Origin of the sequence: Achromobacter veterisilvae, assembly GCF_900496975.1 — a bacterium.
Lineage (GTDB): Bacteria > Pseudomonadota > Gammaproteobacteria > Burkholderiales > Burkholderiaceae_B > Achromobacter > Achromobacter veterisilvae.
Window position 1 is genome coordinate 247458 of the sequence record NZ_UFQC01000002.1, and the last position, 23069, is coordinate 270526.

20 protein-coding genes are annotated in these 23069 nt (G+C 68.1%); 7 read left to right on the top strand and 13 right to left on the bottom strand.

Translation table 11 applies throughout. The features are described 5' to 3' along the window. Positions 1 to 57: 57 nt before the first annotated feature. A complete protein-coding gene (mnmC, locus tag AVE30378_RS02790) occupies positions 58 to 1929 on the bottom strand; it encodes a bifunctional tRNA (5-methylaminomethyl-2-thiouridine)(34)-methyltransferase MnmC2/FAD-dependent 5-carboxymethylaminomethyl-2-thiouridine(34) oxidoreductase MnmC1 (RefSeq protein WP_129239246.1) in 1872 nt (623 codons plus the stop codon). A 142-nt stretch (positions 1930 to 2071) separates the two neighbouring features. Here mnmC and AVE30378_RS02795 point away from each other — a divergent pair, with 142 nt between their 5' ends. After that, positions 2072 to 2947 (top strand): inositol monophosphatase family protein, encoded by an 876-nt coding sequence (locus AVE30378_RS02795; protein WP_129239247.1) that lies wholly within the window; start codon positions 2072 to 2074, stop codon positions 2945 to 2947. Positions 2948 to 2954: 7 nt separating this feature from the next. Here AVE30378_RS02795 and AVE30378_RS02800 read toward each other — a convergent pair whose 3' ends face one another. Then, complete coding sequence (locus tag AVE30378_RS02800; RefSeq protein WP_165360054.1) at positions 2955 to 4652, bottom strand: AMP-binding protein; 1698 nt, start codon at positions 4650 to 4652, stop codon at positions 2955 to 2957. 79 nt (positions 4653 to 4731) lie between these two features. Here AVE30378_RS02800 and AVE30378_RS02805 point away from each other — a divergent pair, with 79 nt between their 5' ends. Then, a complete protein-coding gene (locus AVE30378_RS02805) occupies positions 4732 to 5928 on the top strand; it encodes a M20 aminoacylase family protein (protein WP_129239249.1) in 1197 nt (398 codons plus the stop codon). A gap of 3 nt (positions 5929 to 5931) precedes the next feature. On the opposite strand, the gene AVE30378_RS02810 is transcribed toward AVE30378_RS02805, so the two are convergent. Next, positions 5932 to 6825, bottom strand: a complete 894-nt coding sequence (locus tag AVE30378_RS02810; protein WP_129239250.1) for a LysR family transcriptional regulator — start codon at positions 6823 to 6825, stop codon at positions 5932 to 5934. A gap of 114 nt (positions 6826 to 6939) precedes the next feature. On the opposite strand from AVE30378_RS02810, the gene AVE30378_RS02815 reads away from it, so the two are divergent. From AVE30378_RS02815 to pagP, 4 genes are all read left to right on the top strand, one after another. Continuing rightward, positions 6940 to 8025 (top strand): YeiH family protein, encoded by a 1086-nt coding sequence (locus AVE30378_RS02815; RefSeq protein WP_165360055.1) that lies wholly within the window; start codon positions 6940 to 6942, stop codon positions 8023 to 8025. A 106-nt stretch (positions 8026 to 8131) separates the two neighbouring features. After that, on the top strand, positions 8132 to 8542 hold the full coding sequence (locus AVE30378_RS02820) for an acyl-CoA thioesterase (protein WP_129239251.1): 411 nt from the start codon (positions 8132 to 8134) through the stop codon (positions 8540 to 8542). A gap of 10 nt (positions 8543 to 8552) precedes the next feature. Next, on the top strand, positions 8553 to 10025 hold the full coding sequence (mgtE, locus tag AVE30378_RS02825; protein ID WP_129239252.1) for a magnesium transporter: 1473 nt from the start codon (positions 8553 to 8555) through the stop codon (positions 10023 to 10025). 136 nt (positions 10026 to 10161) lie between these two features. Next, the gene (gene pagP, locus AVE30378_RS02830; protein WP_129239253.1) at positions 10162 to 10716 is read left to right on the top strand and encodes a lipid IV(A) palmitoyltransferase PagP; all 555 of its coding nucleotides are present in this window, start codon (positions 10162 to 10164) and stop codon (positions 10714 to 10716) included. Positions 10717 to 10733: 17 nt separating this feature from the next. Here pagP and AVE30378_RS02835 read toward each other — a convergent pair whose 3' ends face one another. The 9 genes from AVE30378_RS02835 to AVE30378_RS02875 form a co-directional block, all read right to left on the bottom strand. Then, positions 10734 to 11345 carry a gamma-glutamylcyclotransferase gene (locus tag AVE30378_RS02835; protein WP_129239254.1) on the bottom strand — a complete coding sequence of 204 codons (612 nt, stop codon included), beginning with the start codon at positions 11343 to 11345 and terminating at the stop codon, positions 10734 to 10736. 161 nt (positions 11346 to 11506) lie between these two features. Further along, a complete protein-coding gene (locus tag AVE30378_RS02840; RefSeq protein WP_129239255.1) occupies positions 11507 to 11965 on the bottom strand; it encodes an Lrp/AsnC family transcriptional regulator in 459 nt (152 codons plus the stop codon). 71 nt (positions 11966 to 12036) lie between these two features. Next, positions 12037 to 12819, bottom strand: coding sequence for an SDR family NAD(P)-dependent oxidoreductase (locus AVE30378_RS02845; protein WP_129239256.1), 783 nt, complete (start codon positions 12817 to 12819; stop codon positions 12037 to 12039). Positions 12820 to 12922: 103 nt separating this feature from the next. Further along, a complete protein-coding gene (locus AVE30378_RS02850; protein WP_129239257.1) occupies positions 12923 to 14617 on the bottom strand; it encodes a thiamine pyrophosphate-binding protein in 1695 nt (564 codons plus the stop codon). A gap of 50 nt (positions 14618 to 14667) precedes the next feature. After that, positions 14668 to 15654, bottom strand: a complete 987-nt coding sequence (locus tag AVE30378_RS02855) for a tripartite tricarboxylate transporter substrate binding protein (protein ID WP_129239258.1) — start codon at positions 15652 to 15654, stop codon at positions 14668 to 14670. Continuing rightward, a complete protein-coding gene (locus AVE30378_RS02860) occupies positions 15651 to 16406 on the bottom strand; it encodes a GntR family transcriptional regulator (RefSeq protein WP_129239259.1) in 756 nt (251 codons plus the stop codon). The genes AVE30378_RS02855 and AVE30378_RS02860 overlap by 4 nt, the downstream gene beginning before the upstream one ends. A gap of 339 nt (positions 16407 to 16745) precedes the next feature. Then, entirely contained in the window at positions 16746 to 17465 is a 720-nt protein-coding gene (locus tag AVE30378_RS02865; protein WP_129239260.1) for a VOC family protein, read from the bottom strand. A gap of 16 nt (positions 17466 to 17481) precedes the next feature. Then, complete coding sequence (secA, locus tag AVE30378_RS02870; protein WP_129239261.1) at positions 17482 to 20217, bottom strand: preprotein translocase subunit SecA; 2736 nt, start codon at positions 20215 to 20217, stop codon at positions 17482 to 17484. Positions 20218 to 20408: 191 nt separating this feature from the next. Continuing rightward, complete coding sequence (locus tag AVE30378_RS02875) at positions 20409 to 21377, bottom strand: M23 family metallopeptidase (protein WP_129239294.1); 969 nt, start codon at positions 21375 to 21377, stop codon at positions 20409 to 20411. A gap of 127 nt (positions 21378 to 21504) precedes the next feature. Between AVE30378_RS02875 and AVE30378_RS02880 the strand changes: the two genes are divergently transcribed. Next, positions 21505 to 21912: a DciA family protein gene (locus AVE30378_RS02880; RefSeq protein WP_129239262.1), complete on the top strand. Its 408-nt coding sequence runs from the start codon at positions 21505 to 21507 to the stop codon at positions 21910 to 21912. A gap of 197 nt (positions 21913 to 22109) precedes the next feature. Here AVE30378_RS02880 and lpxC read toward each other — a convergent pair whose 3' ends face one another. Further along, positions 22110 to 23033, bottom strand: coding sequence for a UDP-3-O-acyl-N-acetylglucosamine deacetylase (lpxC, locus tag AVE30378_RS02885; RefSeq protein ID WP_129239263.1), 924 nt, complete (start codon positions 23031 to 23033; stop codon positions 22110 to 22112). Between the last annotated feature and the right edge of the window lie 36 nt (positions 23034 to 23069).

Below are 23069 nucleotides of genomic sequence, written 5' to 3' on the forward strand. Positions count from 1 at the left end.
CAATTCCTGCATTCTACGCCACCTGGCACCCCGTCCCCCTGTCCGTCCCGGCTTTTTTCAGCGGGGGGCAACCAGCTTGGCCAAGTCCGTTTCCAGCGGCGACGGCTCGCCCTGCAAACGCGCGGCGATCACGTCCCCCATCAGCGCCGACCACGACAGGCCCCGCGACGCGTACCCGATGGCGAGCCACAGGCCGGGCGCGTGCGGCAGCTCGCCCACGGCCGGCAGGCGTCCGGGCAGCACCGCCCGCCATCCCGCCCACCCCGGCAGGCTGCCGGGCACCAGGGCGTCGAAGTCCGGATGGCTGCCGCCCAGCAGGCCGGCCGCCTTGTCCAGAGTGACGCGCTGCCCCTCGGCGCCGACCCGCGCCTCGCTGGCGCCATGCACGTAGGTGCTGCCGGCGACGCAACCCTCGCCGGTATCCGGCAGCAGATAGCCCTCCCCGCCGACAATGCAGCGCGGCCCGCCCGCCAGGACCGCCGCCGGCACCAGCGTGACCTCCCCGGCCAGCGCATGCATCTGCGCCACGCGCGGCAGCGGATCCAGCAGGCCGCTGGCGGACAGGACGCCCTGCGCGCCCGCCGCATTGGCCAGGATGACGGTATCCGCCTGCGCGAGTTCGGCGCCCGACGCGTCCCGCACGCGCCAGCCCTGCCCGGCCCGTTCGACGCGCGCCGCCACGCCGGGCAGCACCGTCACGCCGGGCGTCGCCAGCAAGGCTTCTATCAGGCGGCCCGGCTGCACCAGCATGCCCCGCGCAAAGAACACGCCGCCCCGCGCCAGCGGCAGGCCGGCCAGTTCGCTGGCCTCGCCTCGGCTTACCTGGCGCACCCATTGCGCCGGGAACGCCAGCGCCTCCAGGGTGCCGGCCATCGCCGCGGACCGGCCCGCGTCGCGCTCGAGCTGGACGGTGCCGCAGACGCGGGGCGCCGCCCCCGGGGCCAGGCCCAGCCAGCGCGCCAGGGCCCGCTGGCTCCCCGCCCGCGACAGGCGCGCCCGCGCATTGTCGTCCCGCGCCACCACGGGCGTCAGCGCCGCGGCGATATGCCCCACGTGCGCGGGCGCGCCCTGCGCCCGGCCCGCGTCGATCACGGTCACACGCCAACCGCGTCGCGCCAGCGCCTCGGCGATGCCGCCCCCGGCCAGTCCCGCGCCCACGACGACGGCATGGCCGGCGTCCGCAAGCCGCAGGGCCCCGGCCACGCGGCCCTCCGCCGCGGCCTCCCCCGCCGTCATGTGCCATTTGCCGCCATAGCCCGGGGCTCGGCGCACGTTGAACCCGGCCTCCTGCAGGGCCCGGCGCAGTTCGCCGGTGCAGGCCCAGGTGGCCAGCGTCGCGCCCGGCGCGGCCAGCCCCGCCAGGTCCCGCAGCAGCGACGGCGCCCACATCCGGGGATTGCACTCGGGCGCGAAGCCGTCCAGGAAAAACGCGTCCACGCGCGCGCTCACCCGGGGCGCCAGGACCTGCGCGTCGCCGAAGCCCAGCGTCAGCGTGACGGCCCCGTCCTCGAACTCCAGGCGGTGCAGGCCCGGCAGCAGGTCGGGCCACTGGGCCGCCAGCAGCCGCCCCAGTTCGGCCAGCGGTTCGGGCGCGTATCGCCCGAGCAGGGCGGCCAGGTCCTCGCGCGCGAACGGGTGCCCTTCCATCGACACCACGTGCAGGGCAGCGGGACGCTCGGGATCGTCCCGCCAGGACTTCCAGAGCGCCAGGAAATTCAGCCCCAGGCCGAAGCCCGTCTCGCAGACGGTGAAGGCGCCGCGGCCGCGCCAGCGCCCGGGCAGGCCGTTGCCGCGCAGGAACACGTGCTCGGCCTGCCCCAGCGCGCCGGACGGCGAGTGATAGACGTCGCCGTAGGCGGGGCTGTACAGCCGGCCGTCAGCATCGAATTCGGCCACCGCGGGGGTCAGGGGAACATAGGTAACGGACATGGGGGGGCAAAAACAAACGGAATCGGAACAAGCGCGAATTATCGGATGGCGGGCGCGCCTGCGTTGGATGGACGCCACGCGGCAAGGCGGTTTTCGGGCCTTTGCCACGAGTTTGACGCATACATGGGCTTACACTGGTTTCATGGATACCTACGATCAGCCCCGTTCGCTGGCCTCGCCCATCGACCTGTGCGCCGCGATCGACGCGGCCGTCACAGCGGCCCATGCCGGCGCAGCCATCCTGCAATCCTACGCGCATCGCCGCTCGGATCTCGTGATCGACCGCAAGGCGCGCAACGATCTCGTCTCCCAGGCGGACCGCGAGGCGGAGGACGCGATCATCCAGGAACTGCAAGCCCGCACTCCCAAGTTCGGCATCGTCGCCGAGGAAACCGGCGGCAAGGCGCAAGGCGCCGCCACCTGGTACATCGACCCGCTGGACGGCACCACCAATTTCCTGCACGACATCCCGCATTACGCGGTGTCGATCGCGCTGATCGCGCACGCGGGCTCCGCTGTCTCGGCCGACGAGACGCTCGCGGAAGACACGCCCGTGGTCGGCGTGGTCTACGACCCGAGCCGCGAAGAACTCTTCACCGCGGTCCATGGGCTCGGCGCCTGGCTCAACGGCCGGCGCATCCAGTGCTCGCTCACGCAGACGATCGAAGACGCGGTCCTCGCCACCGGGTTTCCGTTCCGGGACTTCTCGTTCGCCGCGCAGTACATGCCCATGCTGCACGACGCCATCAACCGCGCCCGGGGCGTGCGCCGCATGGGCGCGGCCGCGCTCGACCTGGCCTGGACCGCCTGCGGCCGCTATGACGGCTATTGGGAAATGGGGCTGGCGCCCTGGGACGTGGCCGCCGGCACGCTGATCCTGCGCGAAGCGGGCGGCGCCTGCTCGGACATGCACCAGCAGGACCCCTGGCCCATCGGCGGGCGCGTCGTGGCCGGCAACCGGGCCATCGAACGCGCCTTGCACGAGATGATCGCGCCGCACCTCGACAAGAAAGACTGACCGGACGTTACGCCGGCTTGCCCGCCTCGGGCGCGGCGGCGTCGGGCCGCAATTCCCGGCGCAGGATCTTGCCCACGTTGCTCTTGGGCAGTTCGTCGCGGAATTCCACGAAGCGCGGGCGCTTGTAGCCCGTCAGCTTCTCCCGGCACCAATCCTGGATCTGCGCCTCGGTCAGCGACGGGTCCTTCTTCACCACGAACACCTTGACGGCCTCGCCGGAATGCTCGTCCGGCACGCCGATCGCCGCGCACTCCAGCACGCCCGGATGCTGCGCCACGGCCGCCTCGACTTCGTTCGGATAGACCTTGAAGCCGGACACGGCGATCATGTCTTTCTTGCGGTCGACGATGCGGGTGTAGCCCTGCTCGTCCATGATGCCGATGTCGCCCGAGCGGAAGTAGCCGTCGGCCGTCATGGACTGCCGCGTTTCCTCGGGCTTCTGCCAGTACCCCAGCATGACCTGCGGCCCGCGGATGGACACTTCGCCGCGCTCTCCCAGCGGCACCTCGCGGCCCTCGTCGTCCAGGATCGCCACGTCGGTGGACGGCAGCGGCAGGCCGATGGATCCCGAGTACGCCGTCGCGTTGGTGGGGTTCACCGTCGCCACGGGCGAGGTCTCGGACAGGCCGTAGCCTTCGACCAGCGGCCTGCCCGTGATTTCCAGCCAGCGCTCGGCCACCTGGCGCTGCACCGCCATGCCGCCGCCCAGCGTGAGCCGCAGGGCGGAAAAGTCCAGGCGCGCGAAATCCTCGTTGTGCGCCAGCGCGTTGAACAGCGTATTGACGCCGGGGAACACGTTGATGGGCACCTTGCGCCACGCGTTGATCAGCGAGGGCTGGTCGCGCGGATTGATGATGAGCACGTTGCGCATGCCCGCGTGCAAACCGTACAGCCCGCACACGGTCATCGCGAACACGTGGTAGAGCGGCAGCGCGCTGATGATGGTGAGCTGCTGGCTCGCGAGGTCGTGCACGACGGGTTGCGCCACCGCCTCGGTCTGCAGGACATTGGCCGTCAGGTTGCGATGCGACAGCATGGCGCCCTTGGGCACGCCGGTGGTGCCGCCGGTGTATTGCAGCACCGCCACGTCGTCCATCGACAGGGCCGGCGGCGTGAACGCCCGGCCCGCGCCGTCCCGCAGCACCTTGGGCAGCATGCGGGCGCCGTCGATGCGCCAGGCGGGAACGATCTTCTTGATATAGCGGGCGGCCAGGTTGACCAGCGGCGCCTTCAGCCCGCCGAGCAGGTCGCCGGGCCCGGTCACGACGATGTGCTCGAGCTGCCCCCGGTCCGCCACGCGCTGCAGGGTATGCGCGAAGTTCTCCAGGATGACGATGGCGGACGCGCCGCTGTCGAGCAACTGCCGCTGCAGCTCTTCGGCCGTGTACAGGGGATTCACGTTGACCACGACGAGGCCGGCGCGCAGCGTGCCCAGCATGCAGACCAGGTAGGCCGGCACGTTGGGCATCATCAACGCCACCCGCGCGCCCTTGGGCAGGCCCAGGCTTTGCAGCCAGGCGGCGAACGCCCGGGCATGGGCATCCAGTTGCGCGTAGGTGATGTCGCTGCCCATCGCGGTGCACGCGATGCGCGAGGCGTATTGCTTGCAGGCCCGGTCCAGCAGGTCGGCCAGGGAGGAGTATTTCTCGGTCGAGATCTCCGCCGGAACGCCTTGCGGGTAATGAGCAAGCCACGGACGCGTCATGGTAGTTGTCTCCATTAAATTGGTTTTTGATTGATGATACCCTTGTTGCGTTCCCTTATTTTCGCCCGAGCACGCGCCCATGAAACTCCTCGAACCCATCGTCGCGTGGCATCGCGACATTTCCACGATCCGGCGCGACATCCACGCGCATCCCGAACTGGCCTTCGAGGAATTCCGCACGGCCGACGTGGTGGCCGCGAAGCTTGAAGAATGGGGCATCGAGATCCATCGCGGACTGGGCGGCACGGGCGTGGTCGGCATCATCCGCGGCAACCTCCCCGGCGACCGCGCCGTGGGCCTGCGCGCCGACATGGACGCGCTGCCCATGCAAGAGGCCAACACCTTCGCGCACGCCAGCAAGAACGACGGCAAGATGCACGCCTGCGGCCATGACGGCCACACCGCCATGCTGCTGGCCGCGGCGCGCTACCTGTCGCAGCACCGCGACTACGCCGGCACGGTCTACGTGATCTTCCAGCCCGCCGAGGAAGGCGGCGGCGGCGCCAGGCGCATGATCGACGACGGCCTGTTTACGCGCTTCCCCATGGAGGCCGTGTTCGGCATGCACAACTGGCCCGGCATGAAGTCCGGCCAGTTCGGCCTGACCCCCGGCCCCATCATGGCGTCCAGCAACGAATTCTCCATCGTCGTGAAGGGCAAGGGCACGCACGCCGGCATGCCCAACCTGGGCATCGACCCGGTCATGGCGGCGGTGCAACTGGCGCAATCGCTGCAAACCATCATCACGCGCAACCGCAATCCGCTGGACGCGGCCGTGCTCAGCATCACCCAGATTCACGCCGGCAGCGCCGACAACGTCGTGCCCAACCACGCCGAACTGCGCGGCACCGTGCGCACGTTCACGCTGGACGTGCTGGACCTGATCGAACGCCGCATGGAAGAGATCGCGCGCCATACCTGCGCGGCCATGGACTGCGAAGTGCAATTCACATTCCAGCGCAACTATCCGCCCACCATCAACCATCCCGAAGAAGCCGCGTTCTGCGCCGACGTGCTGCGCGACATCGTCGGCGAGGCCAACGTCAACGATCACGTGCAGCCGACCATGGGTGCGGAGGATTTCGCCTTCATGCTGCAGGAACTGCCGGGCTGTTACGTCTGGATCGGCAACGGCATGGGCGAGCACCGCGACAGCGGCCACGGCCTGGGCCCCTGCATGCTGCACAACGGCAGCTACGATTTCAACGACGAACTGCTGCCGCTGGGCGGCACGTACTGGGTCCAGTTGGCCCTCAAGCGCCTGGCCAAGGCCTGATCGCTACGCGCCGTCCGGCGCGCCGACCGCCAGGCACATCGCCAGGAAGCGCTCGGCGGCGCGGGCGGCGGCGTCCGCGTGCGGCACCAGGATGCTCAAGGTGCGCGTCAGCGGCTTGGGCAGCAGGCGCAGGGCCGCCAGCGCCCCGTCTTCGTGCCGCATCGACATGACGGACACGAAGCCCACCCCCAGGCCCGCGCGCACCGCCTGCTTCACACCTTCCACCCCGGCAAGTTCCAGGCCCACCGACGGCGCCAGCCCGGCGTCGGCGAACGCGCGCTCCACCAGCCGGCGCACGCCCGAGCCGGGTTCGCGCATGACCAGGGCGGAAGCGGCCAGGTCGCGCAGCGTCACCGCCCCCTTGCCCGCCAGGGCATGGTCCGCCCGCACGATCGCCACTACTTCGTCCTGCCGCCAGGCGTGCACCGCCGTGTCCGCGGGCAGGCCCGCCGGCACGTCCCCCTCGATGAACGCCAGGTCCAGGGCCGGCAGGCGCTCGACGATCTCGCGCGTGTTGCCGTCGGACAGATGCAGGCTGACCGCGGGAAAGGCGTGGCGGAAATCCGCCACCAGGCCGGGCAATAGGTAGCTGGCGGGCGTGGTGCTGGCGCCCAGCCGCAGGGCGCCCGTCTCCAGGCCGCGCCAGGACTCGCGCACGGCCTGCGCCTGCCGGTACACCTGGCGCAGTTGCCGGGCCTGCTCGGCCAGGCGCTCGCCGGCCTCCGTCAGCGCGATGCCGTGGCCGCTGCGGCGGTAAAGGGGTTCTCCGAACCATTCCTGCAGCATGCGCAACTGGCCGGATACCGCGGGCTGGGACAGATTCAGGACCTGGGCGGCGCGGCTGATGTTGCCGGTATCGGCCACGCAGGCGAAGGTCAGTAGCTGGTCTGGGGTCATATCGGGCTAATTATCGTAATTCCTGATATTACATATCTGAAATAACAATTTTTCAAATAGTAGGCCGGAAATTAATATTTCGTGTAGTTATTTAGATATGCCCCAAGGCCAACCATGAGCAATTCCTCCAGCACCGCCGTCCCCCTGCCCGCCACCCCGGCCACCCCCGCCTCGCCGCCGGCCGCGACGCCCTGGCGGGACAAGCTCAACGGGGTGCTGTTCGTCGGGCTGATGGCCGGCGCGGTGATGCAGCTCGCCGACCTGCCCGCCATCCGCCAACTGGGCTTTTCGCCGCTGGTCGTGGGCATCGTCTGCGGCATGCTCTACGGCAATTTCCTGCGCGGCACCATGCCCGCCGACTGGGGCGCGGGCGTGAATTTCACCGCCCGGCGCCTGCTGCGCATCGCCGTGGCCTTCTACGGCCTGAACATCAGCATCCAGCAGATCGCCGCCGTCGGCCTGCCCGGCCTGGCCGTCTCGGTGGCGGTGGTGCTGGGCACCCTGCTGATCGGCACGGTAGTCGGCCAGCGCCTGCTGGGGCTGGATCGCGACACCGCCATGCTCACCGCCGCCGGCAGCGCCATCTGCGGCGCCGCCGCCGTCCTGGCCTTCGAACCCACGCTGCGGGCCGCCCCGCACAAGAGCGCGGTGGCGGTCGCGACCGTCGTGCTCTTCGGTACCCTGTCGATGTTCCTGTACCCCGTGCTCTACCACGCGGGCTGGCTGAATTTCGATACCCAGGCGCTGGGGATCTACATCGGCGGCACGATCCACGAGGTGGCCCAGGTCGTCGGCGCCGCCAGCAACATCGACCCCGCCACCACCGAAGTCGCCACCATCGTGAAGATGACCCGCGTCGCCCTGCTGGTGCCGGTCCTGCTGGTGCTGGGCATGTACCTGCGCAGCGCGGCCTCGCACGCCGGCGGACAGGGCAAGGGCGCCAAGCTGCCCATCCCCTGGTTCGCGGTCGGCTTCCTGGTGCTGGCCATCGTCAATTCGCTGAATATCATCCCCGCCGACGCCGTGGCCGCCATCCGCCGCCTAGACATCTTCGCGCTGACCATGGCCATGACGGCCCTGGGCATCGAAACCCGCTTCGCCCAGATCCGGAAGGCCGGTCCCCGCGTGATGGCGCTGGGCCTGATTCTGTACGCCTGGCTGTTGGTTGGCGGCTACGCTATCGTCAAGTTGGCCTACTGATCCCCGGTCCGCCGCGGCAAAGCGCCTCGGCGGACCTCGCGCACGCACGCGGCTGTCTCGTTTTTCCTGCATAATCGGCTGGTTCTCTTGCAGTGGAGTCGGCCGCATGACCTCCAGCACCAAAACCCCTTTCACGACTTTGCCCGCCGACCGCGACGCGGTATTGCGCGTCATGCCGATGCCGGCGGACGCCAATATCCACGGGGACGTTTTCGGCGGCTGGATCATGTCCCAGGTGGACATCGCTGGTTCGATTCCCGCGGCGCGCCGCGCCGCCGGGCGCGTGGCCACCGTCGCGGTCAACGCCTTCCAGTTCAAGCAGCCCGTGTTCGTGGGAGACCTGCTCAGTTTCTACGCCTCCATCGTCAAGACCGGCACGACCTCGATCACGGTGTCGGTCGAGGTCTACGCGGAACGCCAGCGCCTGGACGCCGAGATCGTCAAGGTCACCGAAGCCACGCTGACCTACGTCGCCACCGACGAAGCGCGGCGCGGCCGCCCCCTCCCCACCCTTTGAGCCGTAACGCATGACGCAGTCCGCCGCCGCGCAGAAACCGCCCGCGACGCCCCGCCGCCTCGACCCGGAAGACGCCCAGCACGCCCTGGCGGAAGTGCAGGAACGCCTGCGCCGCCAGCAACTGGTCGCCGACCTCGTGCATCGCCAGGAAGAAGGCGACTCGAAGGCCTCGCTGGTCGAAGACCTGGTGCACCGCCAGCACGAAGCCGAACTCAAGACCCTGCTGGACGGCCTGCACCCCGCCGACATCGCCTTCATCCTGGAATCGCTGCCCAAGGACGAACGGCAGGCCATCTGGGCGCTGGTCAGCCCCGAGCACGACGCCGACGTCCTGCTGGAGGTCGAGGACTGGGTGCGGGAATCGCTCATCGAAGCGATGGACCGCCAGGACCTGGTCGCCGCCACCGGCAACATGGATGCCGACGAGCTGGCCGACCTGGCGCCCGACCTGCCGCCCGACGTGGTGGCCGAAGTCCAGAAGGGCCTGACCGAAGAGGAACGCGCGCAGTTGCTGGAAGCCATGGGCTATCCGGAAGACAGCGTGGGCGCGATCATGGACTTCGAAATGGTCCGGGTGCGCGAGGACGTGACGCTGGAAGTGGTGCTGCGCTACCTGCGCCGGCTGCACGAACTGCCCGACCACACCGACCAGATCTTCGTGGTGGACCGCCAGGACAGGCTGCAAGGCATCCTGCCCCTGTCGCGCCTGCTGGTCAGCGAACCCGAAACCGAAGTGCGCGCCGTCATGAACTCGGACTTCCTGGCGCTGAACCCGCTGGACTCCGACGCCGACGCCGCCGGCGCCTTCGAACGCTACGACCTGGTGTCCGCCCCCGTGATGGACGACCAGGGCCGGCTCATCGGCCGCGTCACCATCGCCGACGTGGTGGACGTGATGCGCGAAGACTCGCAGGAACAGGCCCTGTCGCGCGCCGGCCTGCAGGAAGAGGACATCTTCGCGCCGGTCGCCACCGCCCTGCGCAACCGCGCGCCCTGGCTGCTCTTCAACCTCTGTACCGCCGCCACGGCATCCTTCGTGGCTTCCCGGTTCGAGGGCACGGTCAGCCAGATCGTCATCCTGGCGTTCCTGATGTCGATCGTGGCCGGCATCGGCGGCAACTCCGGCAACCAGACCATGACGCTCATCATCCGGGCGCTGGCCATGGGCCGCATCACCGGGCGCAATCTCTGGCAGTTGGTCAAGCGCGAACTCTTCGTGACCCTGATGGTCGGGCTGTGCGGCAGCCTCGTGGCCGCCCTGTTCGCCTGGGCGATCTCGCATTCGGTGTCCATCGCGCTGGTGATGATGGCCGCCATGGTCTGCAATATGCTCGTGGGCGCGTCGGTGGGCGTGCTGGTGCCGATGGTGCGCGCCCGCTTCGGGAAGGATCCGGCGATGGGTTCGTCGGTGCTGCTCACCTTCGCCACGGATTCGCTGGGATTCTTCATCTTCCTGGGCCTGGCCACGATCTTCCTGCTGTAGTCTGACCGCAACAGGCGCTGGCGCGCTTCGTCCTGTTCCTCCGGGGACGGCGCGCCTGACAGCTAACTGACAGGGAAGATGGGGACTGTTCCATTACAGTAATGGGATTGTCATCTTCCTCCCTTCAGTGCCCGCAATGACCCCCAGACTCCGGGCAGCGATTCTCTGCCTGCTGCTCTTACCCTTCGCCCCCGCCGTTCAAGCCTGTGACAACCTGCCCTCGTGGGCGCGATCGGCGTGCAGCCGCCTGGACCAGATCTGGACCGAAGGCGGCAACGACCTCTACCTGACCGGCTATTCGTGGCACAACCGCGCCACCTACAGCCGTGAAAAGATCGACAGCTTCAACGAACTGGCCTGGGGCGGCGGCTATGGCCGCAGCATCTATGACGAAGACGGCGACTGGCAGGGCCTGTACGCCATGGCCTTCCTGGATTCGCACAGCAAGGTCGAACCCATCGCCGGCTACGGCTTCCTGAAGATCGGCCAGGTCAGCGACAACTTCCGCCTGGGCGCGGGCTACACCGTCTTCCTGACGGCGCGCCACGACATCATGAGCTACGTGCCGTTCCCCGGCATCCTGCCGCTGGTGGGCGCGGGCTACAAGGACGCCATGCTCTACGCGACCTACATCCCGGGTTCGAGCGGCGCGGGCAACGTGCTGTTCATGTTCGGCCGCTGGCAGTTCTGAACGGCGGGCGCCAGGCCTCAGCAGGCCAGGCCCAGCCGGCGGACGAGGTCGCCCAGGCGCCAGTCGTCGATGCCATGCGCGCGCAGCGCGCGCGCCGTTTCCACCACGTAATCCAGGCAAGGCCCCGACTGCCCCACGGCGTTGCGCACGGAAGCCAGCAGGCGGTCGTCGCTGATGCCGGCGGCGTATTCCTGGCAGGTCCGGTTCAGCAGGAACGCCAGCCCCCGCACCGGCGCGGCCTCGGTGTGGCAGGTGAGCCAGCGGGGCGTATAGGCGCCCGCGGCCATTTCCCGGCGCCACAGCGCCTGGAACACCGCCGGCACATCGCGGGCCGCCACCAGGAAAGCCACCCCGCGGCAGCAGCCGCCGCGATCCAGGCCGAACACCAGGCCGGGATTGTCGGGTGAGCCGCGATGGTCGTGGGACCACAGGCACAAGGACCGGTGGTAGCCGCGCACCGTCGCCAGGCGGCGTTCGCGCCACGCGAAACCGGGATGCCATACCAGGGAGCCGTAGGCGAAGACCCACAGATCGTCGGCGCCGTTCCACTCGGCCAACAGGTCATCCACCGAAAGCGCGTGCCGCGTTCTTGCCGGGCCGGCGCAGCCGGCGGGTACTGCCAACGACATAGGGTCCTCTGATATCCCGGTTCGTTCCATGGCTGGAATGGCGGATATCCTACGCCCTGGCGCGCGCAAAAGAATTGCGAGATAAAGGGCCTTCAAGGCCGCGAACGGAATTTGCATCCCCGGCGGCGGCCGCCGCGGAAATAAAATTGCGCGCCCCGCGCCTACACCGAGTCCAGCGGCAATTCGGTCGTGCTCTTGATGACTTCCATCGAGAAACTGGCGCTGACGTCCAGCAGGTCGACGGCGCCGATCAGGCGGCGGTAGAAGCGATCGTAGGCCGCCATGTCCTCGACCACGACCTTCAGCAGGTAGTCGACGTCGCCCGCCATGCGGTGGAACTCCACCACGTTGGGCAGGGCCATCACGGCGTTGATCAGGCTCTGCGTCCACTTCTCGTTGTGCTGGCTGGTCTTGATGGACACGAAGACGGTCAGGTTCAGGCCCAGGGCGCGGGGATCCAGCAGGATGGCGTTGCGCGCGATGACGCCGTCGTCCTTCAGTTTCTGGATGCGGCGCCAGCAGGGCGTCACGGACAGGTGCACTTGCTCGGCGATCTCGGCGACCGAGCAGGTGGCGTCCTTTTGCAGCAAGGCCAGTATCTTGATGTCGGTCTGGTCCATCGGGAGTCCTCACGCGATCGGCCCCAATCTTGCCTGTTCGGCCCGGCCGCGTCCAGCCATCAGCCTGCCGGTCAGTACGTGCCGGGGTAGCCGCCGCCGTCGATGAGGATGTTCTGCGCCGTCAGGTAGCCGGCATGCGCCGAACAGACGTAGGCGCACAGCGCGCCCAGTTCCTCGGGCTGGCCGTAGCGGCCGGCCGGATTGGAACGTCCGCGCTCGTCCCAGAGCTGCTCGAAGCTCTTGCCGCCGGACTGCTCCAGCATGCCCTGGATGTGCCTGACCTGCGCGTCGGTGGCGAAAGCGCCGGGCAGCAGGTTGTTGATAGTGACGTTGTGCCTCACGGTCTGCCGCGCCAGCCCGCCCACGAAGCCGATCAGGCCCGAACGCGCGCCGTTGGACAGCCCTAGCTCGGCATGCGGCGCCTTCACGCTGCGGGAGACGATGTTCACGATGCGGCCGAAGCGCCGCTCGATCATTCCGTCGACGACTCGCCGGATCATGTCGATGGGGCCCAGCATCATGGCGTCCAGCGCCGCGACCCAGTCCTCGTGCGACCAATTCCGGAAATCGCCCGGCAGCGGCCCGTCGGCGTTGTTGACCAGGATGTCGGGATGCGGACAGGCGGCCATGGCGGAGTCCCGACCCCGCGGCAGCGTCAGGTCGGCCGATACCCAGCCCACGCCCGTGCCGGTCTCGCGCGAGATCTCGGCGGCGGCCTGTTCCAGCGTTGCCGGATTGCGGGCCGCTATCGTGACGGCCACGCCCTCCCGCGCCAATTGCAGGGCGCACGCGCGGCCCATGCCGCGGCTGCCGCCAAACACCAGTGCCGTCTTGCCGCCGATCCCCAGATCCATGCCCGACTCTCCTGTCGCTGCGGGCAGGCCCCGGTGGCTCGCCCTGCGCTAGCGGATCAGTATAGGACGGCACCGCCCGGAAAGGCGGCGCCCCCGGGCGGGATCAGCCCATCCACTGGCTGACCGGCGCCGCGGCGTCCTGCAACGGCTGGGCCACCACGTCGATCAGCGCCGGACCATCGTGCTCCATGGCGGCCTTGATGGCGGCGTCCAGCTTGGCTGGATCCTCCACGCGCCATGCCTTCACGCCGTAGGCCTCGGCAATGCGGGCATGGTCGGTGCGCTCGAAATCCACGCTGTAGTAGCGCTTGTCGTAGCCCGCCTTCTGGCTGGCCTTGATCCAGCCGTAGACGGAGTTCGAAAACACCACCATCAGCAGCGGCGCCTTGTGCCTCACGATGGTTTCCAGCTCGCCCACCGTGAAACCGAAGCTGCCGTCGCCCATCACCGACACGCACTTGGACTGGGGCCTGCCCACCCACGCGCCCAGCGCGGCGGACATGGAAAAGCCCAGCGCGCCGTGCGCCCGGTTGGTGATGAAGTGGCGGCCGGGCCGCGACACGTCGTAGTAGGCCGAGAAGTACGGGCAAGGCGTGCCGGGGTCCGCGCAGACCACGGCGTCGTCCGGCAGCAGGCGGTTCAGGGACTGCACCACGCGCTCGGGACGGATGGGCGTGTCCAGGCTGCTGGCCAGCGGCTCCAGTTGCGCCCGGCGGGCCTCCTTGGCGCGGCCGGCCAGCACCGCGCCGTCGACGGCGTCCGAGGGGCGGTGCGCCAGGCGCTCGGCCACTTCGGCGCCCAGCGCCTCCAGCGCCAGCCTGGCGTCGCCGACCATGCCCACTTCCGTCAGGTAGTTGGCGCCGATCACCATCGGGTCGATGTCGATGTGCAGGATGGGCACGTCGCGGTTGGGGAAGCGCCAATGCTCGGTCGAGGTCGATCCGGCGCGGCATCCCACGAACAGCACCGCGTCCGCGGCGGCCACCACGTCGCGCGTCGCCATCACGCCGCCGTTGGAGCCCACCACTCCCGCGTTCAGGGGATGGGTGTCGGCCAGGCTGCCCTGCCCGCTCACCGTCACGCAGACCGCGGCCTTGAGCGATTCGGCCAGTTGCTGCAAGGCGGCGCTGGCTTCGGCGATGACCACGCCGCCGCCGCAGATGATCACCGGCGAACGCGCGCCGACCAGCCGCCGCGCGGCGCGCGCGACGTCGGCGGGGTCCGGGGCGAAGCGCATCGCCGGGTAGCGGCCGTGCTCGGGCTGGGCCCAGATGTCGGAGGCGTCCACCTGCTGCTTCATCACGTCGTACGGGAAGCAGAGGTGGGCCGAGCCGGGCTTGCCGGTCGTCATCGCGCGGAACGCCGCCCGCACCATGCCGGGGATCTGGTCCGCGCGGTCGATCGTGCGGTTCCATTTCGTCAGCGGGCGGTACAGCGCCTCCTGGTCCAGCTCGGTCAGGGGATACTTGCCGCGCGAGCCCACCGCCACGTCCGAGGTGATGCCCAGCACGGGCACGGACGACTCGTTGGCCTCCACCAGGCCGGGCAGCAGATAGGTCGCGCCGCCGCCGCTGGGGCCTTCGCACACGCCGACCTTGCCGGTGACGCGGGCGTAGGCGTCAGCCATGTAGCCGGCGCTGCGTTCATCGCGCGTCAGGATGTGCCGCATGCCGTGGTCCAGGCGGTACAGCGCGTCGTAAAACGGCAGGCTGGTGTCGCCGCACAGGCCGAAAATATGTTTGACGCCGTTGTGCTGCAGCATCCGCACCATGGCTTCGGCGCCGGTCAGGTTTTCCATGTCATCTCCACGTGTTGCTTGCGCGGCCGGGCGGCCCGGCCGCGCGCCGTTCAGTTGTCCAGATTGATGTTGCTGCTCTTGATGAAGGCGCTCCAGCGCTCGTATTCCGACTTCACGTAGGCATCCAGCGCCGCGCCGTCCGAGGCCACGATCTCGAACCCCGCCTCCGTCACCTTCTTTCGGATTTCAGGATCCGCCAGCACGGCCTGGAAATCCGCGGTCAGCTTTTTCACCGTGGCTTCGGGCGTGCCCTTCGGGGCGAACATGCCGCTCCAGGAATAGGCGACGAAGCCGGGGAAGCCGGATTCGGCCACCGTGGGCACGTTGGGCAATTCCGGCAGGCGCTTGTCGCCCGCCACGGCCAGCGGCTTGATCTTGCCCCCCTGGATCTGGCCCCGCAGCGCCGCGAAGCTCAGCCACGTCATGTTGGCCTGCCCGCCCACCACGGCCTGGATGGCCGGTCCGCCGCCGCCGTAAGGCACGTGCAGCAGCTCGACCTTGGACAGGCGCTTGAGTTCTTCGGGCGCCAGGTGATTCAGCGAACCGACGCCGGTGGACGCATAGTTGAACTTGTTCGGCGGCTGCTGGGCGGCGGCGGCCAGGAATTCCTTCAGGTTGTCCCCGGGCACGCCCGGATTCGCCCCGATCACCAGCGGGAAACGCACCGTCTGCGAGATCGCCACGAAATCCTTGAACGTGTCGTAGGGCAGCTTGGGCTTCACGGCGGGATTGATCCCGTGGTTGTCGAAGCTGACCAGGAGCGTGTTGCCGTCAGGCTCGGCGCGCGCCACGAAGGCGGTCGCGATCTGGCTGGCCGCGCCAGGCCGGTTCTCGACCACGACCGCGCGGCCGCCGAGCTGTTCGGACAGCCGCGGCTGCAGAATGCGGGCCAGGATGTCCGTGCTGCCTCCCGGCGGATACGGCACGACCAGCACCAGCGGCCGTTCCTCCGCCATGGCGGGCGCCGCGACAAAAGCGCCCCCTGCGGCGGCCAGCACGCATAGCGCCGCCAGCCCGCGTTTCAACTTGTGGTTCATAGATTTTCCCCTGCTGATATGGTGTTGGCCGGCACTGCCGAGGCGGGTTCGGCCTGGTCCCGCATGTAAATCGTGGAAAAACCGGTGCGTATGACGTCGGTGATCTGGTCCAGCCGGCGGCCGATGTGCGCATTCATCAGTCCGGGCAGGACCTCGATATCGCGGCGCTGCAGCGCCTCGACGATGCGCAGGTGCTCGCCCTGGGTATGGCCGCGGCGGCCCTGCTGCATGTCGATCCAGCGCACGAAATGGATGCGGGCGTTGACGCTTTCCAGCGCCCGCACGAATTCCTCGTTCCGGGAATAGCGGGCCAGCGTCAGGTGGAAGGCTTCGTCCAACTCCAGCAGGCGCGTGGCCTCGCTGTCCTCGGGTTCGTCGCGCGAACGCTCCACGAACGCCCGCAAGCTGGCCAGCTCCTCATCGGTGGCGCGCTCGCAGGCGGCGCGCACGATGCCGGCCTCCAGCACCGCGCGGTATTCGTACAGGCTGTGGATCTGCTTGGCGTCGAGCAGGCGGGCGATGAAGCCCCGGTTCACCGAGCGGGTCAGGAAACCCTCGACCATCAGTTGGTTCAGCACTTCGCGCAAGGGCGTGCGGCTGACGTTCAGCCGGCGGGCCAGGTCCACCTCGTTGATGCGTTCGCCGGGCTTGAATTCGAAGCGCACGGCCATCGCCTTGACGGCGCCGTACAGCTCGGCCTGGCCCGCCGACGTGCGGGCCGCGGGACGGATAGCGGGGGAAGATTGCGTCATACCGGACTGAAAGTGTCAGGGTTCGCCAACGGAAGATGAAGTGCATACTAAAGTGCATACACTTCGTGGGCAAGCAGGGTTTGCCCGGAATCCGAAGGGTGACGAGGGATGGGCGGGCCCCGTGTGGGCCGTGTGGGCCGTGTGGGATGCGTGGGATGGGTAGGATGGGTGTAGCGCGGCAGTTCCCAGGTAAGAACCTAGGTGCTCAACGCGCGAAACCCATGCGGCCGCAAGAGCGTGTTTTCCAGCCGCGGCCAGGCACTGTCTGCCCACGGCCGCATGGGTTTCGCGCGATGGGCAATTGGGTTTTTGCGCGAGTTGTCTCGCGCTTTACCCGTCCTACGACCCGGTATCCAGCGTGTAGTGGGCGCCGTCCCGGTTTTCCAGGGTCAGGGTGGAAAGCGCGGGCGTGGCGGCCGACGCGTCGTGGCTCACGTGGATGCGCAGGTTGGCCAGCGGAACGTCCCAGCCGTCGCCCGCGGGCTCGGCGTCCACGTCGGCCACCCGCGCCAGCCGCTCCGCGACCGCGCGGGCGTCGGACGCCCGGGCATCGATGCGCAGCAGGCTGCGCGCGCCGTTGGGATGCGCCATCAGCGCCGGCGACCACACGCACTCCGGCGTCAGGTGACGGCAGAAATACATGCGGATGCCGGGCAGGGGCTGCTCGGCGAAGCGCACGGTATGGAAACGGGCCTGGACTTCCTCGCCGTCCAGCATCGCCGGGCGGGTCAGCTCCTGGACGGGATTGACGGCAAAGCCGGCGGCCAGCAGGCGCTGGTAGGTGGCCTCGGCGTCATGGGTGCGGAACACCAGGGCTTCCAGCCCGAAGGGCGAATCGGCGATTTCCTTGCGCGCGGGCGGCGCGCCCGGCGGCCAGCCCAGCAGTTCGACGTACGTCCCTTCCAGGACGATCAGGCGGTTGCACGACCCCAGGTTGTGCACCGCCTTGTCGCTCAGGTGAAAACCCTGGCGCTCGAAATGCGGGGCCAGCGCATCCAGCCGGTCGCGCACCATGACCACGGCGTGATCGAATTCAGTGCGGCCGACGGAATGCAGCATGATGGCTTCTACCTGATCAGACCAGCTTGCCGTGGCACTGCTTGTACTTCTTGCCGCTGCCGCAGGGGCACGGATCGTTGCGGCCGACCTTGGGCATCGCGTTGCGCACGGGTTGCGCGCCGCCTTGCGATTCCGGCTGGGCCAACGCTTCGTCGTAGTCGGAGTGGTGGTACTGCACGTTCTGCACGTGCGACTGCGCCGCTTCGGCTTCGGCCTGGTCCACTTGTTCCTGGGACTGCACGCGCACCGTCATCAAGACCCGGACCACGTCGTCGCGGATGCGGTCCAACATGCCCGAGAACAGTTCGAAGGCCTCGCGCTTGTATTCCTGCTTGGGATTCTTCTGCGCATAGCCGCGCAGATGGATGCCCTGGCGCAGGTAGTCCAGCGCGGACAGGTGTTCGCGCCAGTGCGTGTCGATCGCCTGCAGCATGATCGAACGCTCGAACTGCGACCACGATTCCAGGCCGACCTGGTCGACCTTGGCCTGGTAGGCGCCGCGCGCGGCGGCCACCACGCGTTCGCGCAGGTCGTCGTCGGTCAGGCTGGTTTCCTTTTCCAGGATCTCCATCAGCGGCAGTTGCAGGTGCCAATCGGCCTCCAGCGCCTTCTGCAGCGCCGGCACGTCCCACTGTTCTTCCACCGATTCCGGCGGCACGTGGACGTTGAACATGTCGGTCACGGCGGCGTCGCGCAGATTCTGCACGGTTTCGCCCACGCTGGCGGCTTCCAGCACGTCGTTGCGCTGCGAATACAGCACCTTGCGCTGGTCGTTGGCCACGTCGTCGTATTCGAGCAACTGCTTGCGGATGTCGAAGTTGCGGCCTTCCACCTTGCGCTGCGCGGTCTCGATCGAACGCGTCACCATGCCGGCCTCGATGGGCTCGCCCTCGGGCAGCTTCAGACGCTCCATGATGGCGCGCACGCGGTCGCCCGCGAAGATGCGCATCAGCGAATCTTCCAGCGACAGGTAGAAGCGGGAAGAGCCCGGGTCGCCCTGGCGGCCGGCGCGGCCGCGCAACTGGTTGTCGATGCGGCGCGATTCGTGGCGTTCGGTGCCGATGATGCGCAGGCCGCCAGCGGCCTTGACCTGCTCGTTCAGCGGCTTCCATTCCGCGCGCACCTGCTCGATGCGCGCGTTCTTCTCGTCCTCGGACAGCGACTCGTCGGCGCGGATCAGGTCGACCTGCTTGTCGACGCTGCCGCCCAGCACGATGTCGGTGCCCCGGCCGGCCATGTTCGTGGCGATGGTGATGTGGCCCGGCTTGCCGGCCTCGGCGACGATCTCGGCTTCGCGGGCGTGCTGCTTCGCGTTCAGCACTTCGTGCGGCAGCTTGGCCTTCTTCAGCAGGCCCGACAGCAGCTCGGAGTTCTCGATGCTGGTGGTGCCCACCAGCACCGGCTGCCCGCGCTCGTGACAATCGCGGATGTCGTTCAGGATGGCGTTGTACTTTTCCTGGTCGGTCTTGAAGACCTGGTCATTCTGATCCTTGCGGACCATGGGCTTGTTGGTCGGGATGATGACCGTCTCGAGCCCGTAGATTTCCTGGAATTCGTACGCTTCCGTATCGGCCGTGCCGGTCATGCCGGACAGCTTTTCGTACATGCGGAAGTAGTTCTGGAACGTGATCGAGGCCAGCGTCTGGTTCTCGTGCTGGATCTTCACGCCTTCCTTGGCCTCGACCGCCTGGTGCAGGCCGTCGGACCAGCGGCGGCCCACCATCAGGCGGCCGGTGAATTCGTCGACGATCACCACTTCGCCGTCCTGCACCACGTACTGCTGGTCGCGGAAGAACAGCGTGTTGGCGCGCAGCGCCACCATCAGGTGGTGCATCAGCGCGATATGGCGCGGGTCGTACAGCGATTCGCCTTCGGGCAGGATGCCCAGGCGCGCCAGGATGCCCTCGGCGTTCTCGTGCCCGGCTTCGGACAGGTAGACCTGCTGGCTCTTTTCGTCGACCCAGTAGTCGCCTTCGGGTTCCGGCTCCTGCGGCTTCGGCTCGCTCGCCATGCGCTTGAGCAGGGGCGGCACCGCGTTCATGCGGATGTAGAGTTCGGTGTGGTCCTCGGCCTGGCCGGAGATGATCAGCGGCGTGCGGGCCTCGTCGATCAGGATCGAGTCCACTTCGTCGACGATCGCGTAGAACAGCCCGCGCTGGCGGCGGTCCTCAACACGGTATTCCATGTTGTCGCGCAGGTAGTCGAAGCCGAATTCGTTATTGGTGCCGTAGGTGATGTCGGCAACGTAGGCGGCCTTCTTCTCTTCGTTGGGCTGCTGCGGCACCACCACGCCCGTGCTCATGCCCAGGAAGCGGTACAGGCGGCCCATCCATTCCGCGTCGCGGCGGGCCAGGTAGTCGTTCACCGTGACCACGTGCACGCCCTTGCCGGCGATCGCGTTCAGGTAGACGGGCAGCGTCGCCATGAGCGTCTTGCCCTCGCCCGTGCGCATTTCGGCGATCTTGCCGTTGTGCAGGGCGATGCCGCCCAGCATCTGCACGTCGAAGTGGCGCATGCCGAACACCCGCTTGCCGGCCTCGCGCACGACGGCGAAGGCTTCGGGCAGCAGGTCGTCCAGGGACGTGCCCTGCGCGTGGCGGGAACGGAATTCCTCGGTTTTGGCCGCCAGCTCCTCATCGGAGAGCGCGGAGATCTTGGGCTCGAGCCCGTTGATCTGGGTTACCAGCTTGCGATACTGCTTAAGCAGCCGGTCGTTGCGGCTACCTATGAGTTTTTTGAGCAGAGAAACCATGCGTATGTCGGCCGCACGGGACACGCCACCCTCGCGTAAGGGCTGGGCAGCGTCGCCCGTGACTTGATGTTATTGGTTGAGCGGGGGTCCGCTGGGAAACGAACCAGTTTAACGCACATGGAGCGCAATAGCCTGGATCTATCACCAGGGTAGCACTGTTGGCCGGTTTGACCGGCCCGCGCGCCGGCCGTTCACTGCGCGGCGTGGGCCACGGCGGGCGGCGCGTTCTGCTGCGGCCCCAGGAACAGGCGGGGGTCGAGGGGCTGCCCCGCGAGTCGCACCTCGAAGTGGAGGTGCGGACCGGTGGACCGGCCGGAACTGCCCACGCGGGCGACCTGCTGGCCGCGCTCGACCAGTTGCCCCTGCTTGACCAGCAGGGACGAGGCGTGGGCATAGCGGGTGACCAGGCCATCGCCATGGTCGATCTCGACCATATTGCCGTAGCCCGGCTGGAATTTGGATTCCAGCACCACGCCACCCGAGGCCGCCAGGATGGGCGTGCCGGGAGGCGCGGCGAAATCCAGCCCCTCGTGCATGGCGCTGCGGCCCGTCACCGGATTGCGGCGCCAGCCGTAGGACGAGCTGAGGTAGGGGTAATCGGTGATGGGCATGGCGGTCGGCATGCGGGCCTGGTCGGCCGAGCGCCGCGTCAGCGCCGCATCCAGCAGCTTCAGGTTGTCGGTCTGCTGGGACAGCCTGGCCTGGATGTCGTCGAGCTGGCGGCCCAGGGCCTCGGCCGACGCCGCGCTGGGCGGCGGATGGTCGGTGAACAGGTCGTCCATGACCTGGGTGGCCTCGGGCTGGATCAGCGCCTCCGGCTGCGCCAGGGCCAGTTGCTTGGCCAGCTCGGGATCGGTATAGGCCACGCCGGCGACCTTGGCCACGCGCTGGCCCAGGCCGTCGATGCTCACCAGCTTGGCCTGCAGGGCCCCCACCTTGGCCGCCAGCAGGTTCATGTTTCCGCGCAGGAAGTCGGCGTCGCGCCCCGGTTGGTTCGACAAAGGCCAGCCCACGGTGTGTACGGCCGGCAGGATGGGAGTAAGGTATCGTTGCAGCGCGGCGCCGCAGATGGCCGCCGTGATCAAGGCGAGCCCCAGGAACAGCGCAAGGTGCCCGCCGCCCAGGGTGAAATGCCCGTCCTGCCCGTCGCGGGCGTGCATAATCACGATCTTCAAGGTTTGCTTCCTAATTCTTAGAGCCGGGATGAATAGACCCACTTCATACCGTCAACGTTCCAGTTCCAGCCGGCGGAAAGAAAATACCGCCCTGGGATGGCTGGGTCATGACATGCGGGGCGCCGGCGTCTTGGCGACCGCCCGCAAGCACTTGCAAATCCAGTACGCGGTGGCGGCGGTTCTGCCCGCCCCGCTGGGCGCCGTGTGCCAGGTGGGCAAGCTGGAAAACCAGTGCCTGCACCTGGTGGTGCCGAGTGCCGCTCATGCGGCCAAAATGCGTCAGTTGGCGCCGCGCATCGCGCGGACCCTGGCGGACCAAGGCTGGAACCTTAACGAAATCGCCGTCAAGGTACAAGCGGGTTTGCCCAAACCCGGCTCCCGCCAGGCGCGCCCTCCCAAAGAGGCGCAGCCCCTGGGCGAAACCGCCCTGGGCGCGTTCGAGACGCTGCATGACAAGCTGCGTCCCGGGCCGCTGGCCGACGCGGTCGCCAAACTTCTGAAGCACCACAAGAGTAGCTGAAGCCGCGAGGCTTGTCCGGCGGCAATCGCACCCGGAAACGAAGCGAAACCAAGTTCTCGGACGGATCGATACTATGGTTTGCCGCTGGTTTGCGCCTTAAGCGCGAGAGGATGACGACCACCTCATCCTCTGGAAGTTGTCCGAGGCCTAACCTCGCACAATGACAGCGCAGGCGCCGCGGGTAGGGGGTGGGCCGATCAGGCCAGTTGCCACTCGTGGCGGAAGGCCTGCGGCGCCTCCGCCTGCGATTCATAGGTGATCAGTTCCCAGGCATCGCGCTGCGCCAGCAGCGCGCGGGCCAACTGATTGTTCAGGCCGTGGCCCGACTTGCACGCCACGTAGCGCGCCACCAAGGGTTTGCCCAGCAGATACAGGTCGCCGATGGCGTCCAGGATCTTGTGCTTCACGAATTCGTCGTCGTAGCGCAGCCCGTCGCTGTTGAGCACGCGGTACTCGTCCATGACGATGGCGTTGTCCAGGCTGCCGCCGCGGGCCAGGCCCATCGAGCGCAGGGCCTCGACTTCGTTCACGAAACCGAAGGTGCGCGCGCGGGCGATCTCGCGCACGTACGAGTGCGTCGCGAAATCGATCTCGGCGAAATTGGCCGTGGAGTCGATCGCCGGGTGCCGGAAGTCGATGGAGAACGCCAGCGCGAAACCTTCATGGGGTTCCAGGCGCGCCCATTTTTCATTGCGGCCTTCGCCTTCGCGCACTTCCACGGGCTTCAGCACGCGGATGAATTGCTTGGGCGCGTTCTGTTCGACGATGCCCGCCGAGCGCAGCAGATAGACGAACGTCGCCGCGCTGCCGTCCATGATCGGGACTTCTTCGGCCGTCAGGTCGATGTGCAGGTTGTCGATACCCAGGCCGGCCAGCGCCGACATGAGGTGTTCAACCGTGGAAACGCGGACGTTGCCCTGCTGCAGCACGGACGCCATGCGCGTGTCGCCCACGCCGGCCGCCTGGGCAGGCAGGTCCACGACCTGGGGCAGATCGACGCGATGGAAAACGATGCCCGTGTTGGGCTGTGCCGGGCGCAAGGTGAGCTCGACCCGCCGTCCGGAGTGGACGCCGACGCCTGTCGTGCGGACGAGATTCTGGATGCTGCGCTGTCGGAACATGAGACTTGGGTGATTTGAGCCAGGAAGCCGGCAAGA